Source organism: Marinobacter sp. MMG032 (genome assembly GCF_040112695.1).
GTDB classification, from domain to species: Bacteria; Pseudomonadota; Gammaproteobacteria; order Pseudomonadales; family Oleiphilaceae; genus Marinobacter; species Marinobacter salsuginis.
On the sequence record NZ_CP157802.1, the window covers coordinates 290,260 to 306,248 of the forward strand.

Sequence of the window (15,989 nt, forward strand, 5' to 3'; positions counted from 1 at the left end):
CTTTTGGCCGTTTTTTCCACGTTTGTCAGCGCTCAGGAATCGACGGCGAGAACGGTCTACTTCGCCGGCTCGGGCAACGCGCCACTTGATCAGCACCTCGTGCAGCTCCTCAAAGCAGAGCTTGAGCCATCCATTTCCCTGGTGGAGGTCACCGACGAGCAGCTGGCCGCGCTTGATTCCGGACCAATCATTACTGCTGGACCTTCCGCCTTCTCCCGCGCCCGGCAGGCCAATCGCTCCGCGCCCATTCTCGCGCTGCTGGTTGATAAATCCTTCATTTCGGGTTTTGCGGACCGATCCCCCGGCCAGATCACCGGCGTTCTGTATGACGTCCCTCTCATCCGTCAGGCTCTGACGGGAAAGGCCATCCTGCCACAGGCTACCAAGATAGCCCTGCTGGCAACCGCAGATTCGGTGGAACTCTACGAACCACTGATTGATAAGCTGCCGACCTATGGCATGTCGGCCCGGCTGTTTCTTGTCGATGACGACGACAAGCTGATTCCCACGCTCGTCCGGGCTCTCGGTTACGGTGATTTTCTGTTAGCCGCCCCGGACAGCGCCATCTACAACCCCAGAACCATCAAACATATTCTGCTGACCGCTTATCGCCGTAATCAGATCGTCATTGGACCAACGCAAGCTTATGTGAAGGCGGGATCACTCGCATCCAGCTATGCGCCGTTTCCGGAAATGATCGAGATGGCAGATGAGTTTCTGACCACGTATTTCGAGACAGGAGAGTTTCCGGCACCCTCCTATCCGGAAAACTTCCGGGTTGAAGTGAACGCTCAGGTTGCTCGTTCCCTGAACATACCCCTTCCCAGCCGTGAAGACATTGCCCAACGGGTGGACAGACAACTGACCGTCAATGGGGAGGTGGCCGATGAGTAACCTCAAGAGACAGCAGCGGCCCCTCTCCCGCACGCTCTTGCTCCTGGGTGCGCTCCCCGCCGTTGTCATGTTCATCGTGCTCATGGTGTTCTTTACGTCCGCGCGCCTGGAGGACGCCCACCGGGATTTGTCAGACAGCGGCCAGATGCTTGCGGACAGCCTGGCGCCCGCGCTCGAGTACGCCGTGGTTTCGGGTAACACTCTGGCATTGGATCAGATCCTGTCCCAATCACTGCGACGCAGCAACGCAGACTGGATCCGTGTTTCAGACGTGATGGGAGAGCAGATTGGTTTCGTCTCCCACCAACCGGTCAATGCCGGTGACTTGCCAAGTCGCTACCAGATTTTCGAGGCCGACATTCTCCAGCAACCCCTGGAGCTTGGTTCGGAACGAACAGCGGAATGGTTTGAACCCGATTATGGCTTTGGCTCCGGCTCCCTGCGAGTCGGCACAGTACAGGTGGGCATGGATCACGATGTCCTTGCCGACAGGCGGCAGGATATTCTCTGGACGTCCATCGCCGTAGGCGTGGCCCTGCTTTTGTTTACCATTCTGATCATCAACCATTTTCTGGGGACCATCCTCGCGCCCATCCGGGACCTTGCCGGACGAATCGGAAAGCTGACCGCCGGCGACTATCAGGAACGCGCCCTTAACACCCACCAGAGTTCCCGCGAGATCGTGGCGATTGAGGAGCAGCTTAACGAACTTGCCCGACACCTCGCAGGCCTGAGAACAGCTCGTGACCAGACACTCACAGCGTCTGAAAGCGCTCGGGAAAAAGCCGAAATGGCGAACCAGGCAAAATCCGAGTTTCTGGCCACCATGAGTCATGAGCTTCGCACCCCTCTCAACGGGGTTCTTGGCATGGTGGATCTGATCCAGGAAGAGCCGCTCACCCATCGCCAGCGGGAGTACCTGAACACCGCCCGGCAATCCACCGAGGATCTGCTCACGGTGATCGCGGATATCCTGGACTATTCCAAGATGGACAGCGGCACCCTGAAGCTCGAGAGCCAGGAATTCGATCTCAGGGAATTGATTTCCAACTGCACCGCCACCTACCGGCACCTGGCGGAACAACAGGGCCTGGCCCTCAACCTCAAGTTCTACGGTGACTGGCCTGACAACCCGGTGGTGATCGGCGACCCGGCACGCCTGCGTCAGATACTTGCCGGATTGGCCGACAACGCTATCAAGTTTACCGGCGATGGTTTCATCAATATCCAGGCGGGATTCTTTGCCCTGGAAGACAACTGCATTATCCTGAATTGCTCAATCAGCGATTCCGGTTCCGGGATTCCGGTGGAACGCCTTCAGGACATTTTTAACTCCTTCGAACAGTTAGACCATGGCAACAGCCGGGGATTCGGTGGCACCGGCCTGGGATTGTCCCTTGTTCAACGGCTGGTGGAACTCATGGGTGGCCACATTCAGGTCGAAACCGATCTGGGCAAAGGCTCTTCATTCCGCTTTGAACTGCCCTTCGAGTTGGCCAATCCGACCAACCAATCAGAGCCCTCCGGCCCGCCGCCCAGAGAAGCCATCAACAGCACCAGCCATGCCCTGGTAGTGGAAGACAACCCCGTGAACCAGCGCGTTGCCACGGCCATGCTCAAGCGGCTGGGCTTCCAGACGGATTCCGCCAATAACGGTAAGGAAGCACTTGAGAAGGTCACTACCAATCACACGGGTTACGACATTATTCTGATGGATTGCCAGATGCCGGTGATGGATGGTTATGAGGCAACCCGGTTTATCCGGGAATGGGAACAGAGTAACGGCCAAATCGGCACGCCGATCATCGCCTTGACGGCCGATGTACTCCCCGGCACCGAGAAGAGCTCTCGACTGTGGAATGAATGACTATCTGGCCAAACCGGTCCGCAAGGAAATGTTGCGGGAAGTGCTGAGCCGCTGGATTCAGCTCTAGAAGAATGCCGGCGCCGTCATCCCGGGCGCCGGCGCAGGATCAGGCGACGGGTTCCCGCATGGTGACAAACTCTTCCGCAGAGGTGGGGTGGATGCCCAGGGTAGAATCGAACTGGGCCTTGGTGGCTCCAGCCTTGATGGCTACTGCCAAGCCCTGCGTAATTTCGCCGGCGTCCGGGCCGACCATATGGGCGCCGAGTACCCTGTCGGTCTCATCATCCACCACCAGTTTCATCAGGCTTCGCTCATCCCGTCCACTGAGGGTGTATTTCATCGGGCGGAACTCGGAGCGATAAATCCTGAGACGATGCCCCGCTTCCCGGGCCTCTTCCTCGGTCAGTCCCACTGTGCCGATGTTGGGCTGACAGAACACGGCGGTTGGAATTGCGAAATAGTCCATGTCGCCTTTGCCATCCCCGAACAATCGCCGGGATAACACCATGCCCTGGGCCAGAGCCACCGGCGTAAGCTGTGGGGTTCCGATTACATCACCCAGCGCGGTAATGGAAGGCACCGCGGTCTGGAAATGATCATCCACCACAACATGGCCTGACGCGCTGAGCTGGACACCAAGATCGGTCAGGCCAAGCCCGTCGACGAGCGCCCGGCGTCCGGTCGCCGCCATCACCAGCCCGGTTTCCAGGGTTTCACCATTGTTCAGTTGTACCCGGTAATGGGCATTCTCGGCTTCAACCGATTCAATGGTCACGCCAAAACGCAGGTTTACGCCCTTCTTTCGCATTTCCTGTTCCGTGAACCGGCGGATGTCATTATCAAACCCACGCAGGAACAGATCGCCGCGATACAACAGCGTGGTCTCAACACCCAGTCCTGCCAGGATGCCGGCAAACTCCACGGCAATATAGCCGCCGCCCCACACCACGGCCTGCTTCGGCAGCTGTGGCAGGTAGAACATCTCGTTGGAGGTAAGAATACATTCCTTGCCAGGCACGTCCGGAATTACAGGCCAGCTACCCGTGGCAATAGTGATGTGTCTGGCCCGGTAAGACGTTTCGCCGACCACCACTGTGTTGGCGTCTGACAGAGACGCGGTCCCTTCGATGATGGTTACGCCCGCATTCTCCAACAACCGGCCATAAATGCCGTTCAGACGCTCGATCTCGGCGTTCTTGTTCGCCACCAGCTTTGGCCAGTCGAAACTGACATCATCGAGAGGGACCTGCCAGCCATAGCCTGCGGCGTCTTCCAGCTCATCATGAACATGAGCGCCGTATACAAACAGCTTCTTGGGCACGCAGCCCACGTTCACACAGGTTCCGCCAAGGTACCGGGATTCAACCACGGCCACTTTTGCGCCCCTTTGGGCAGACATACGGGCCAGACGAACACCGCCAGAGCCGGCTCCGATAACGATCAGATCAAAATCCTGCTGGTCAGACACAGCTTCTCCCGTTAAACGTTAAAAAAGTCAGGTTTGGCCGGGCGCGGCCGTTTTACTTTCCGGATGCACTTCCCTGAACAGCACGTGATCCTCGAAATCGCCGAGCTGTATCTTGCCAAGGCTCCGGAAACCCTCGGACTCGTAGAAAGGCAGATAGCGATTGTTGCCGGTATCAAGCACCAGGCCGCTCCCCCTTGGGTTCTCTGCACACAGCCTTTCAACAGTTTTCAGCAACAGCCGGCCATAGCCGCGATTCTGGTATTTCGGATTTACCCCCATCATTGGTAACTGGTGCGCCAACGGCTGTGGCAACATGTCCCGGATTTTCTGGTGGTAATCCAGGTATCGGCGCGTGGATGCAAAACCGGTGGTCAGCACCATACGGATCCGCCAGCTGAGCTGATCGGCCAGGTTCATCCTGAGCTCCGGGTCCCCGATAAACGCCACGGCAACCAGCGTGTCGTCTACCATCACACCGATGGCCTCCTGATCGAGCTCAAAATACAGGTCAATCAGTTCCCGTATGGTTGCCCGAACCCGTTGATCGTAACCGGGACGCCGATGATCAAAAAGGTACTGAAACGTCGGCTCGTTTCGATAGGCGTGAAACAGAATGGATCTGGCTTCATTGACCGCTGTTTCGTCCAGGCGAACAATGGCTGGCTCGGATTTGTTCTTGTTGTCGCTGCCGTTACTCATCGCTTCCCTCTCCTGCATCAGTTCCGGACGGAAGGCCCGGAATCTGGTTTTCAGAATCAGATGGCCAGGGTTAAACGAACGGACACCCGGCCCGGTTCACTTGCCCGGTCCATGGCTGCCTGATCGATCACAACACCATGGCTGCCATTCAGCCGCTCCAGCCACGCCGCCACCTCTGCAAAAGGTGCGTTCTCGATCCAGACGCGGATTGCATCTTCCCCGCTAGGTTCAAACCGCTGGAGCGACAAACCCGCCTCACCGGCGGAACGGGTCACCAGGGCCATCAGGGCACGGCCATCGGCAGGCTTGTCTGCCGACGCCGACGTGCTGGCACCTCCGGCATTCCCCAAACGCTGGATCGTCTGTTCATTTGCCTGCATCCAGGCCAACAGCTCGCCGGCATTGTTCCGGGCAGATTCCGCTTGATCATGGAATACGGTCGCCGGGCGCCAGACGGCGAAATACAGAATGCCAAGAAAAACAGCGATGGCGAGCACGACCAGAGCCTGCTGGTCGCGGCGGGGCAATTGATCATACTGTGCAATGAGCTTGCCGACTGCCGGCTGATCCTTGATTCGTGAAAGCATAGCCTTAACCTCCTGAAACCGTCAGGCGGCCGCGGGCGCCGCTCGCTTCGTTCACGACCGAGCCAATCTGCGCTTCCAGGCCCTGGTTCGCGAGGCCGTTACGCAGGGCACTCAGGCGATCGTAGCTGTCAGCTCGCACATCCACGATAAGCTCTCCCCTTGAGCGGCTGTAGTTCACCGAATTGAAGTTCACCCCCTGACTACCCGGGAGGCGGGCAAATTGCTGGCCGGTGTATTTCATCAGGGTGATAAAGTCCACTTCCGGTCCACTGGAGCCGGCCACCCGCAACTGACCTTCGATCACACGCCGGACATTACCTGCGTGAGTACGCCGGTCATTGGGGAAAGCATCGCGATAGATTGCCATGGCCTCGTTTTGTAGCTCTTCCGCTTGATTCTGATAGTACAACCCCATGCCCAGGTTCAACGCCACCTGAACGCCGAACCAGACTGCCGCCACCGCAATCAACGGTTTCCAGGGTTTCAGCGGGCTGGCTTTGCCCGATTTGGACGAAAACACGCCCTGGCAAAGATTCACCGGCTCGCAGAGATGATGGTGATGGGCGTAGGCGAGCAATTCCAGCGGCATGAGCTCCAGGGTTTCCCGACGAACCGCAAGACGCCCCGAGCCAGCTAACTCGGTAAGTGCAGATTGCTGGACATAAAACTCTTCGTCGGTGCCGTACACGGTGACCGGGATCTCCGCCACCACTTCTTCGGCGGATGGCGCCGCGAGGGTGTGGGCGAACATACCAAGATTGGCAGACTGCATGCTCAACCACTCGCCCCGCTCGCTGACCATCATGGCCGTTTCGCCGTCCAGACAGACTGACCAGCCGCCTTCGGTGCGGGGCAGCAACGAGGCGTCCGGGAAAATGGCATCCAGGCGGAGATGCTCCCAACCGCTGAATAACTGCACCCATTGCCCCATACGCTCACGGTCTATGGCAGCGACCCGGTAACCATGCTCGGTATGGGAGCCCAGCGCCAGGTGCACGGAATCTATGTCCTGGGCAATCTGCTCCTCAACGGCGTAGGGTAAGGCCTGATTGATAAACCGACTTTGCTTTGCGGGAATGTCAGCCAGGCAATAAATCGCTTCCTCACCGGGAATCAGGCCGATCAACAGAACGTTATCCAGGGCATTCTGCCCCAGGGTATGCTCGATGGCATCACGGCTGTCGCCGGCACCCCGGGCCTGGGCATCGCCGCTGGCGTCGTGCAGCACCCAATTGAACATCTGGGCGTCGGGATCCTGGTCAGCGTCCGCGAACGGCGGTATCGGACGGACGTAGAGGCGATAAGACATGATTATCCTTCTGAAATGGTAAAGGGCTCTTTGGTAATTCGGTTCTTCTGCCCGGTATCCCTGTGAACCGTCTGGACTTCCCCTTCCGGAGTACGGAACACGGTACTGACCATATTCACGACACGGTTATCGTAGGTAATCCGCGAGGCAACTTCAAAAAACCGTGTCTGCAACCCCAGGCCGACCGATTTGAGCCCGAGGCCCGCGAACTCCGGTAATGCCATAAAGTCCTGAAGGTTCTCGAACCGTTCCTCTTCCCGCTTCTCAAGAATAGACGCAGCCTGGGCGTCCGTCAGCTCCTCATGCAGTGAGCGGATCACCATGGCAGTGGCGGTGTTCACATTTATGCCCGCCCCGTTTACCGGCAGTGCTGTCACGTGGGGCCGCAGGGCGCGATAAATCTCTTCGGTCATGCCCTCGATCAGGCGTAACTCAGTCACCGTTGTGAAAGGCTGATTCGCCGCGCGGTATCCCTGCTCCGCCATAAGGTACTGGCCATCCTCGGCGCCATAAGCGGTTACCGTCTGGTCGTTCGGGTCTATCCAGTCCACCAGCGAGTCCACGGAAACGGCCGTAATCCCCAATGCAGCGAACAACTGAACAAATCGATCCCTGACAATAGGGTCCACCTGACCATTGGCACCGACCAGATCATTCAGGTTCAGTCGACCACCCAGGTCGTCAATCTGAACTTCGGCCACGCCGTTATCATCCAGTGGCAACACGGCTACATTGGCAGCCCAGAATTCGTCCAGGCTGTCGACCATCAGGTTTTCTTCCTTGTCCTCGTCGTAATCCCTGCGCAGGATCTGGCGAGCAAAGGCTTCCGCACCCAGCGCAATACTCTGGCCCTGCTGCTGTGCCAGGTAGTGACCTGCCTTGAACACCCGGAGGCTTTGTTGCTGGGTCATGCCTGACGCCAACATGACCACCAGGGCCATGGCCAGCAGCACCATAATCAGGGCAACGCCGCGCTGACGGTTTGGAAAAGCCGGGATCTGCACCATATTGGCCTAGCCTCCCTGCCCCGTTGCGCCGGTGGTTTCACCGGGTTGTTCTGTCGTTCCTTCTTCTTCGGTGCTTTCTTCTTCCGCCTCACTGGCAGCCTGGTTTGCCTGGTTCAGCGCACCCTGGGCGACCGCCGGATCAAAATCCGGCAGGGCAAAGGTCCGTACCAGCGTGCCAAAACGCTCGTGCTCCAGAGTCACTTCCATACCCAGTGGCAACGGAACATCCGGGCGGCTGCCCGGGGTCAATCCGGCCATGACTTCATCGGTGGGCCACTGCGGCTGCCAGCTTCGGTTGGAATCCAGAAACCGCACTTCCAGGCGTTTTACGCCCTCCAGAAGCAGCACATCGCGGCTGTCATCTTCCTGCCCCTGGTCCACCATAGGCCAGTACCGGCGCCGTAATTCGCTGCCGGTGTATTCCCAGCCAACACGCTGCAAGCCACTGCGGCGAATTCCAAGGGGGTTACGCCAGCCCTGACGGGTCAACACCAGGGAAAAATCATCATCACGACTCGACAGTGCCGGCTGGAAATCTCCGTAAATATCCCTGGCCGGCCGGTTTACCACCTGCATGATATCCCGCTCAAGCAACAGCATGGCCCGCTGCAGGCCGTCGAACTGTTCAGCCAGCTCATTCACCCGATCTCGGGAGTTGACCACCCCATTGATAACCTGCCACACGCCCAGCCCAATGAAGGCGGTTATGGTGACCGCGATCAACACCTCCAGCAGGGTGAAGCCGTGTTGCAGCGGTTGGGAGGTCTTTGCTGGGGCGATCATCACTGTGCCCCCACAAAAGCAGACAGGGTATGGACCGGAACCGGAGCCGCGCCTTCCTCACGGTAAAGGGCAACCGTGACCTCCACACGCCGCATCTTGGCCTCGGCAGTGGCGAGAATTGCCGTGGTCACTCGCCAACGATAGGGCCCGAAATCCGTGTCCTTGGAATTTTCGGAGATGCCGGGGATAGTTTCCTGCAGGCGGATTTCATTGATCCGGTTATCCGCCAACCAGCTGGCAAGGGTTTTATCCCGCACCCGCTCGTAGCTGGAAATGTACTGGCTCCCCACTTCGGCTGCTGCAGTTGCAATCAGACCAAAGACAAGCAGCGCGATGAGAACTTCAATCAGCGTGAACCCGCTTTGCGTTTTCACCCGCTGCTCCCCTCATCGCCCGGCTTGCGCCACTCCATGGGCGATACACCATCAGAGGCGAGGACGTGTATGTTGTCAGACCCGCTGCCGATGGTGAATTCAAGCTCGAACGGTGTTGTCTCGCCACTGGAAAAGAACACCACGTCCGGGAGCAAGGTGTCTTCAGAGGACGCCAGCCTCGGTGCATCGCTCTCGATAAACTCGGTAACCGTTAGCCATTCGGGAAGGCTACGGGCCCGGAACATGCGCTCGCCAGAGGCTTTCCAGTCCCCGGTCTGATCCTGGAAGGCTACGAACTGGTAGCCGTCATCCTCAAGCCTCAAGCCCAGTTCCAGGTTGTTGAGCACGGCCTGCTCAGACGCCGTCTGCATGAGCAGATACAGCTCCCTGACTTCGTTCTCCAGTTCCCGCTGCTGAGAGCTCCCTCCCATGGTAAACACGGCAAGGGATGCCAGCAGACCCACAACCACCAGGACCACCAGTATCTCAATCAGGGTGAAACCGGTCTGTCGGGAGCTGACCTGCACAGTTATTTAGCCTTCGGTATCCCAGACACTGATATCGGCGGCATCGCCGTCGCCGCCTTCCTGGCCGTCAGAGCCATAGGAATACAGATCATAGGGGCCTTCAGTACCCGGGCTCACGTACTGGTATTCAGATCCCCAGGGATCTTCCGGCACGCTCTTGAGGTAACCATCCGCGTTCCAGTTCTTCGGTTCCGGGCTACCGCTGGGCTTGGAAACCAGCGCTTCGAGACCCTGCTGGGTAGACGGGTAATGACTGTTATCCAGGCGATACAGGTCCAGCGCATTGGCAATGTTGCTCAACTGGGTTTCCGCCACGGTGACTTTTGCCTGATCACTACGGCCCATAATGTTTGGCGCCACGATGGCCACCAGCAGGCCGAGGATCACCATCACCACCATGATTTCGATAAGGGTGAAGCCGCGGCTGTGGTTGTGTGTGTTGAGTTTCTTGATGGTCATTGTCTCACTCGTCATTGGCATTGATTGCTTTCGGTTCGGATTCGTCTACTGACAATCCGGCATGGGTGTCATCCCACGAGATTACTCATATTCAGTATCGGTAACATGATCGCCAGCACGATGATCAGCACCACTACGCCCATTACCAGCAGCATCATGGGCTCAAACAGCCCTACGATCGCGGCTATCTTGGACTGCAGGGTGTTTTCCTGCATTCGGGCGGTCCGCTCCAGCATGCTATCCAGTTCACCACTGGCCTCTCCGCTGGCGATCATGTGCAGCATCATCGGCGGGAAATACCCGGTCTGATCCAGGGAACGGTGCAACGAGCCGCCTTCACTCACTTTCCTGGCCGCGTCCCTCAATTCCTGCCTGAGAAAATCGTTGGAGAGCACCTCACCGGCAATGCGCATCGCTTCTACCAGCGGCACACCACTGGTAGTCAGAATACTCAAGGTGCTGGCATACCGGGCGGTGTTTACCCCGCGAACCATCCCGGAGAACAGGGGCAGATGTAGCAGACGCTTGTGAAACCGCAGCCGGAACCCGGGTTTGGTCAGGAAAAAACGGAACACCATCAGCGCCGCAACCAGCAGTATAAACAGGTAGACACCGTAATCCGCCAGAAATTCCGACACTGCCAGCATCGCCATGGTCAGCGTTGGCAACTCCTGCCCCTGCTTGAGAAACACATCAATGATATCCGGCACTACATAGGTGAGGAGGAACACCACGATGGCTATGGCGACGATGCTCAGAATGATGGGATAGATTGCCGCCAGCTGAATCTTCTGGCGTGCCTCCTGACGGCTTTCCGTGTAATCCGCCAGCCGGTTGAGCACCAGGTCCAGATGGCCGGCGTGCTCGCCTGCGGCAACGGTGGACCGATAAAGCCGCGGAAACGCGCGCGGGAACTCCCCGAGGCTGTCCGCCAGGGTGTAACCTTCCATGACCTTGGCCCTGATAGCGATCAGCATGCTGCGAATTCTTGGCTTCGGGGACTGCTGCGCGGCGGCAGAAAGCGCCTGCTCGATGGGAATACCCGATTGAATCAGCGTTGCCAGCTGGCGGGTGACCAGGGCCAGATCGGCAGCCGCCAGGGAGCCCCGGCTGCTCAGGGGATTGCTTCGGGCCTGCTTTTCCGCTGCCGGCTCAACCGCCAGTGGCGTCAGGCCGCGCTCCCGCAACTGCTGGCGAACGGCTCTCGGGGCATCCGCCTCGACCACACCATGTTTCTGCTTGCCGCGGGCATCAAGCGCCTTGTATTCGTATGCAGGCATGGCTTACTGACCCCGGTGTGTAACGCGGAGCACTTCTTCCACCGTTGTCACACCATCCAGTATCTTCTGCACGCCGTCTGCGTGAATACTCGGGCCATGCTGGCGCGCCACCTTTTCAAGGTCCAGTTCACCAGCCCTTTTGTGAATCAGAGCGCTGATTTCCTCGGAGATCTCCACTACCTCATAAATACCGATACGGCCGCGGTAACCCAGCTGGTTGCAGTGGCTGCAACCCGTTGCCCGGTAAATGGTGGGCGGATTGGTGGGGTCCTGCTGCAGGAACTCGCAGTGCTCTTCGGTTGGCGTGTAGGGCTCCCGGCATTCGTGGCACAGAACCCGGACCAGCCGCTGGGCGACAATGCCCACCAGGCTTGAGGAAATCAGGAACGGCTCGATGCCCATGTCCATCAGCCGGGTAATAGCGCCAACGGCTGTATTGGTGTGCAATGTGGAAAGAACCAGATGTCCGGTCAGACTCGCCTGAACCGCGATCTCCGCCGTCTCTAGGTCCCGGATCTCACCAATCATCACCACGTCGGGGTCCTGGCGCAGAATGGCCCGAAGGCCCCGGGCAAAGGTCATGTCTACTTTGGTGTTGACCTGGGTCTGACCAATGCCTGGCAGGTTATATTCAATGGGATCTTCAACGGTCAGGATGTTGCGGCTGCGATCGTTGATTTCCTGCAGCGAGGCATAGAGCGTGGTGGACTTACCAGAACCGGTCGGGCCGGTTACCAGTAGGATGCCATAGGGCCGGTAAATCAGCTTGCGCAGAACTTTCAGGTCGCGCCCCGCCATACCCAGGGATTCCAGCCTTATGGCACCGGCCTGTTTGTCCAGCAAACGTAGAACCACGCGTTCACCGCTTGAAGACGGCATGGTCGACACACGAATATCCACTTCCCTTCCGGCAACCCTGAGAGCGATACGACCATCCTGGGGCACCCGCTTCTCGGCGATATCCAGCTTCGCCATAACCTTGATCCGGGACACCAGCAAAGGCGCCAAGGCCCGCTTGGGTTCCACGACTTCCCGCAACACGCCATCCACCCGGAAGCGAACCACCAGCCGCTTTTCATAGGTTTCGATGTGAACGTCCGAGGCGCTGGTTTTCACCGCTTCGGTGAGAATGGCATTGATCAGACGGATGATCGGAGCATCATCTTCCTGCTCCAGCAGGTCCTCGGTTTCCGGCACCGAGTCCGCCAGGGAGGCCAGATCCATATCGTCGCCGATGCCCTCAACCATCTGCATGGCTTCAGCGGAATCGTTCTGGTAGGCGGAGTTCAGGGCCTGATCGAATCGATCCGGGTCAATGGTGGCGAAACGGGCCCGGCCGCCACTGATTCGGTTCGCTTCCGCAAGGGCTGAATGGGACGCACCGGGGCGAACCAGAATAACCGGTTCACCGGCATCCGAACGGGTCAGGATTACTCCGTTGCGCTTGGCGAAAGTAAACGGAAGACGGCCCAGCGGAGCATCCTGCGGCTGAAGTTCAGTATCTGTGTCCAAGGTCGTCCTCGTTCGTGAAACCCTTTTCGATTCAACTAATTCAGAAAGGCTACCACAGGATATGGACCCGCTGAATAACTCTATACACTATACTGCCAATAAAACGTTGCAGTCTGATAACCTGTGAGCTTTTTCCCGGCCCACAAACTTGCATTCAGGATGATCAATGCTCCTAAACAATGAACGGCTTCCCCTGATTCTTGCGCTTGTGGCAGGGGCTGCCATGGTGGCTCTGACAGCCTGGCAGGGTTACCGCTTCTGGCAAATGGAAAGCCGACAAGGAAACTACGACACTGCGCAGCCATTGGTCACAGATCCGGCTGCCAGCCGTGAGCCACCGAGCGTAAACCTGTCGTCCCTGGACCTGTTCGGGGCCGCATCGGGTGAAGCCGCGCCGGCGGAAATGGATACCGAGAACCTGCCGGAAACCAACCTTCGATTGTTTCTCCGCGGTGTTCTGGCCGCTGATGGCGAATTCCCCGGCAGCGCTCTGATCGAAGATGACAAAAGTAACACCGAAGCCTACCTGGTGGGTGATGAATTGCCTGGCAATGCCAAGCTGCGCTCGGTCCACCCGAACCGTGTGATCATTGAACGCTCCGGGAAACTCGAGAACCTGTATTTCCCGGAATCCGAGGACCGCAGCGGCATGTCCTTCACAGCGGACGAACAGGAACCGTCCACGCCTGCAACGCAACAGGCTGCCACCCCCTCGCCCTCAAGAGCGCCCGCCTCCGCCACCAGCGATGAGCAGCGCCGGGAGGAAATCCGCCGGCGCCTTGAGCAGCTCAGGGAACGCCTACGGAACAATAACTGAGGCGCGCTATGGAAACGGCCGCTATCCAGATACGCCGCCGTTCCAGCCTTCTGCCGGCGCTGTTATTAGCAGTTTCCGTTGTGGGTGCCTTTGAGCTCAGTTCCCGCCTGATGAACTATGTACAGGAGGAATTCGGCACCGAGGCCCACCAGCGCCTGGAAAACTGGCAGCGCCTTCATGCCCTGGCCGCGAACGCCCCCGTCGACCGGCAGCTTCGACTGGTCAACTCCTTCTTCAACAGGGTTGCTTTCGTCAGCGATATCCGCCATTGGGGCGAGGAAGACTACTGGGCAACGCCAGTGGAATTGCTCACCACGAATGGCGGCGATTGCGAAGATTTTTCGATCGCGAAATATCTGACCCTCAAATCCATGGGTGTTCCCGATGACCAGTTGCGGATTGTGTATGTCAAAGCACTGGAGCTGAATCAGGCCCACATGGTGTTGGCATGGTACCCGGAGCCAGACGCGGACCCGCTTATTCTGGACAATCTTATAAATGACATTAAACCTGCCTCTCAACGCACTGATCTTGAACCGGTTTATAGCTTCAATGGCGAAGGCCTCTGGCTCAATCGATCCGGCGGAGCCCGCAAACGGATCGGGGAAGCAGGACGGCTTTCCCGGTGGCAGGATCTGAACAGCCGGCTGACCGAATCACTCCGGCCCTGACCCCCATTTCAACGAATCTGCTGGCGGCAAATGACAGCGCGACTGGCGCCAAGCGACATCTGCAGTAGGCCCGGACCCGCTAGAATGCGCCACACTGCTTTTTAATCAGGAGAATGAAACACATGCGACGCTGGAACGGCTGGGGCGATGAAAGATTCAACCTGGCAATGCCGGAACAGGGCCAGGATTTTCTGGCTTCGCGGATTGGAAACGGCCGCCCTCTGGCCGACGCCACTCTGGAGTCAGTCTGCGCCAAAGTGCCGGATTCCCGGCTGAAGCCGCCGGCAGAACTGGAATCACTGATCGACACAACCCCGGAAGCAAGGGTGCGGCATGCCCGGGGCCAGAGCCTGGCTGACTGGCTGGCCATGCGCAGTGGCGAATTTGGCGTGTTTCCTGATGGCGTTGCTTTCCCTACCAGCAGCGACGAAGTTCAGGCTTTGCTCGCCTGGGCCGCTGAGCAAACCATTCACCTGATCCCCTATGGTGGTGGCACCAGTGTGGCTGGGCATATCAACCCGCTGGACAAGGGTCAGCCCGTGCTGACCGTGGATATGGGCAAGATGAATCGCCTGATGGATCTGGACCGGGAAAGCCAGATCGCAACCTTCGGCGCGGGTACGCCCGGCCCACTGGTCGAGTCCCAACTCCGGGCCCACGGCTATACACTCGGGCATTTCCCACAGTCGTTTGAGCTGTCCACCGTGGGCGGCTGGGTGGCCTCCCGCTCCAGTGGCCAGCAATCCCTCCGCTACGGACGAATTGAACAACTGTTTGCTGGCGGCCGGGTCGAAACCCTGCAAGGCACCTTTGATCTGCCTACCATTCCGGCTTCCAGCGCCGGCCCGGATATCCGCGAAATGATTCTGGGCTCCGAAGGCCGCATCGGGCTGATCACCGAAGTGAAGGTTCGGGTAACCCCGCTTCCCGAACACGAAAGTTTTCACGTAGTGTTTTTCCCTGACTGGGACAGTGCCCGGACTGCCAGCCGCCAGCTGGTGCAGAACCGCACGCAACTCTCGATGCTCAGGCTCAGTAATGCGGTAGAAACGGAAACCCAGCTCGCCCTGGCCGGCCACCCCAGACTGATCGGCATGCTCGAGCGCTTTCTGTCACTCCGTGGCGCAGGCACCGGCAAATGCATGATGACCTTCGGTATCACCGGCACCCGGCGCCAGACCCGAAACGCCCTCAAAGAGGCCCGAAGCATCTGTAAGGCCCAAAATGGCGTCTATACCGGCACCCGGCTCGGCGATAAATGGGCAGCCAAGCGTTTCACCATGCCCTATCTGAGGGAAGCCCTCTGGCAAATGGGCTACGCGGTCGACACTCTGGAGACGGCCACCGATTGGGACAACGTCGATAATCTCCTGGGGCTGATCGAGACCAATCTGCGGGAGGGACTGACCGACCAGCAGGAGGGCACCCACGTATTCACTCATTTGTCGCATTTTTACAGCCAGGGCTGCAGCATTTACACCACGTACGTGTTCCGGGTAGGCGACAGCTACGAGGAAACACTCGCGCGCTGGCAAAAGCTCAAGACCACAACCTCTGAACTGATCGTGAAAAACCGCGGCACCATCAGCCACCAGCACGGTGTTGGCAAGGATCACGCGCCCTATCTGCCGGTGGAGAAAGGCGAACTGGGAATGCTCGCCATCAGATCCCTGTGCAACACCTTTGATCCCAATTCCATCCTGAACCCGGAAACCCTGGTGAAGTGAGCACAACG

General features: G+C 58.5%; 16 protein-coding genes. 5 read left to right on the forward strand and 11 right to left on the reverse strand.

Annotated elements, in window-relative coordinates:
• Positions 1 to 3: 3 nt before the first annotated feature.
• Both ABNF92_RS01350 and ABNF92_RS01355 read left to right on the forward strand, forming a co-directional pair.
• The gene (locus ABNF92_RS01350) at positions 4 to 894 is read left to right on the forward strand and encodes an ABC transporter substrate-binding protein (RefSeq protein WP_349343223.1); all 891 of its coding nucleotides are present in this window, start codon (positions 4 to 6) and stop codon (positions 892 to 894) included.
• A complete protein-coding gene (locus ABNF92_RS01355; protein ID WP_349343224.1) occupies positions 887 to 2,761 on the forward strand; it encodes an ATP-binding protein in 1,875 nt (624 codons plus the stop codon). Before ABNF92_RS01350 ends, ABNF92_RS01355 begins: the two co-directional genes overlap by 8 nt.
• A gap of 106 nt (positions 2,762 to 2,867) precedes the next feature.
• Here ABNF92_RS01355 and gorA read toward each other — a convergent pair whose 3' ends face one another.
• The 11 genes from gorA to gspE all read right to left on the reverse strand — a co-directional run bounded on the left by gorA (position 2,868) and on the right by gspE (position 12,766).
• The gene (gene gorA / locus ABNF92_RS01360; RefSeq protein WP_349343225.1) at positions 2,868 to 4,229 is read right to left on the reverse strand and encodes a glutathione-disulfide reductase; all 1,362 of its coding nucleotides are present in this window, start codon (positions 4,227 to 4,229) and stop codon (positions 2,868 to 2,870) included.
• A gap of 27 nt (positions 4,230 to 4,256) precedes the next feature.
• Positions 4,257 to 4,928: a GNAT family N-acetyltransferase gene (locus ABNF92_RS01365; RefSeq protein ID WP_064227988.1), complete on the reverse strand. Its 672-nt coding sequence runs from the start codon at positions 4,926 to 4,928 to the stop codon at positions 4,257 to 4,259.
• Between the two features lie 56 nt (positions 4,929 to 4,984).
• A complete protein-coding gene (locus tag ABNF92_RS01370; protein ID WP_349343226.1) occupies positions 4,985 to 5,515 on the reverse strand; it encodes a type II secretion system protein M in 531 nt (176 codons plus the stop codon).
• 4 nt (positions 5,516 to 5,519) lie between these two features.
• Entirely contained in the window at positions 5,520 to 6,824 is a 1,305-nt protein-coding gene (gspL, locus tag ABNF92_RS01375; RefSeq protein WP_349343227.1) for a type II secretion system protein GspL, read from the reverse strand.
• A gap of 2 nt (positions 6,825 to 6,826) precedes the next feature.
• Positions 6,827 to 7,831 carry a type II secretion system minor pseudopilin GspK gene (gspK, locus tag ABNF92_RS01380; protein WP_349343228.1) on the reverse strand — a complete coding sequence of 335 codons (1,005 nt, stop codon included), beginning with the start codon at positions 7,829 to 7,831 and terminating at the stop codon, positions 6,827 to 6,829.
• Positions 7,832 to 7,837: 6 nt separating this feature from the next.
• Positions 7,838 to 8,614, reverse strand: a complete 777-nt coding sequence (gspJ, locus tag ABNF92_RS01385; protein ID WP_349343229.1) for a type II secretion system minor pseudopilin GspJ — start codon at positions 8,612 to 8,614, stop codon at positions 7,838 to 7,840.
• Complete coding sequence (gspI, locus tag ABNF92_RS01390; RefSeq protein ID WP_069185279.1) at positions 8,614 to 8,988, reverse strand: type II secretion system minor pseudopilin GspI; 375 nt, start codon at positions 8,986 to 8,988, stop codon at positions 8,614 to 8,616. Before gspI ends, gspJ begins: the two co-directional genes overlap by 1 nt.
• Complete coding sequence (gene gspH / locus ABNF92_RS01395) at positions 8,985 to 9,515, reverse strand: type II secretion system minor pseudopilin GspH (RefSeq protein ID WP_349343230.1); 531 nt, start codon at positions 9,513 to 9,515, stop codon at positions 8,985 to 8,987. The genes gspI and gspH overlap by 4 nt, the downstream gene beginning before the upstream one ends.
• Positions 9,516 to 9,521: 6 nt before the next feature.
• Positions 9,522 to 9,974: a type II secretion system major pseudopilin GspG gene (gspG, locus tag ABNF92_RS01400; protein WP_064227995.1), complete on the reverse strand. Its 453-nt coding sequence runs from the start codon at positions 9,972 to 9,974 to the stop codon at positions 9,522 to 9,524.
• A gap of 68 nt (positions 9,975 to 10,042) precedes the next feature.
• Entirely contained in the window at positions 10,043 to 11,254 is a 1,212-nt protein-coding gene (gene gspF / locus ABNF92_RS01405) for a type II secretion system inner membrane protein GspF (RefSeq protein ID WP_064227996.1), read from the reverse strand.
• Between the two features lie 3 nt (positions 11,255 to 11,257).
• Positions 11,258 to 12,766 carry a type II secretion system ATPase GspE gene (gene gspE, locus ABNF92_RS01410; RefSeq protein ID WP_349343231.1) on the reverse strand — a complete coding sequence of 503 codons (1,509 nt, stop codon included), beginning with the start codon at positions 12,764 to 12,766 and terminating at the stop codon, positions 11,258 to 11,260.
• Between the two features lie 166 nt (positions 12,767 to 12,932).
• Here gspE and ABNF92_RS01415 point away from each other — a divergent pair, with 166 nt between their 5' ends.
• The 3 genes from ABNF92_RS01415 to ABNF92_RS01425 all read left to right on the forward strand — a co-directional run bounded on the left by ABNF92_RS01415 (position 12,933) and on the right by ABNF92_RS01425 (position 15,981).
• Complete coding sequence (locus ABNF92_RS01415) at positions 12,933 to 13,583, forward strand: type II secretion system protein N (RefSeq protein WP_349343232.1); 651 nt, start codon at positions 12,933 to 12,935, stop codon at positions 13,581 to 13,583.
• Between the two features lie 8 nt (positions 13,584 to 13,591).
• Positions 13,592 to 14,254: a transglutaminase-like cysteine peptidase gene (locus tag ABNF92_RS01420; RefSeq protein ID WP_153637215.1), complete on the forward strand. Its 663-nt coding sequence runs from the start codon at positions 13,592 to 13,594 to the stop codon at positions 14,252 to 14,254.
• Between the two features lie 122 nt (positions 14,255 to 14,376).
• Entirely contained in the window at positions 14,377 to 15,981 is a 1,605-nt protein-coding gene (locus tag ABNF92_RS01425; RefSeq protein ID WP_349343233.1) for an FAD-binding oxidoreductase, read from the forward strand.
• Positions 15,982 to 15,989: the final 8 nt, after the last annotated feature.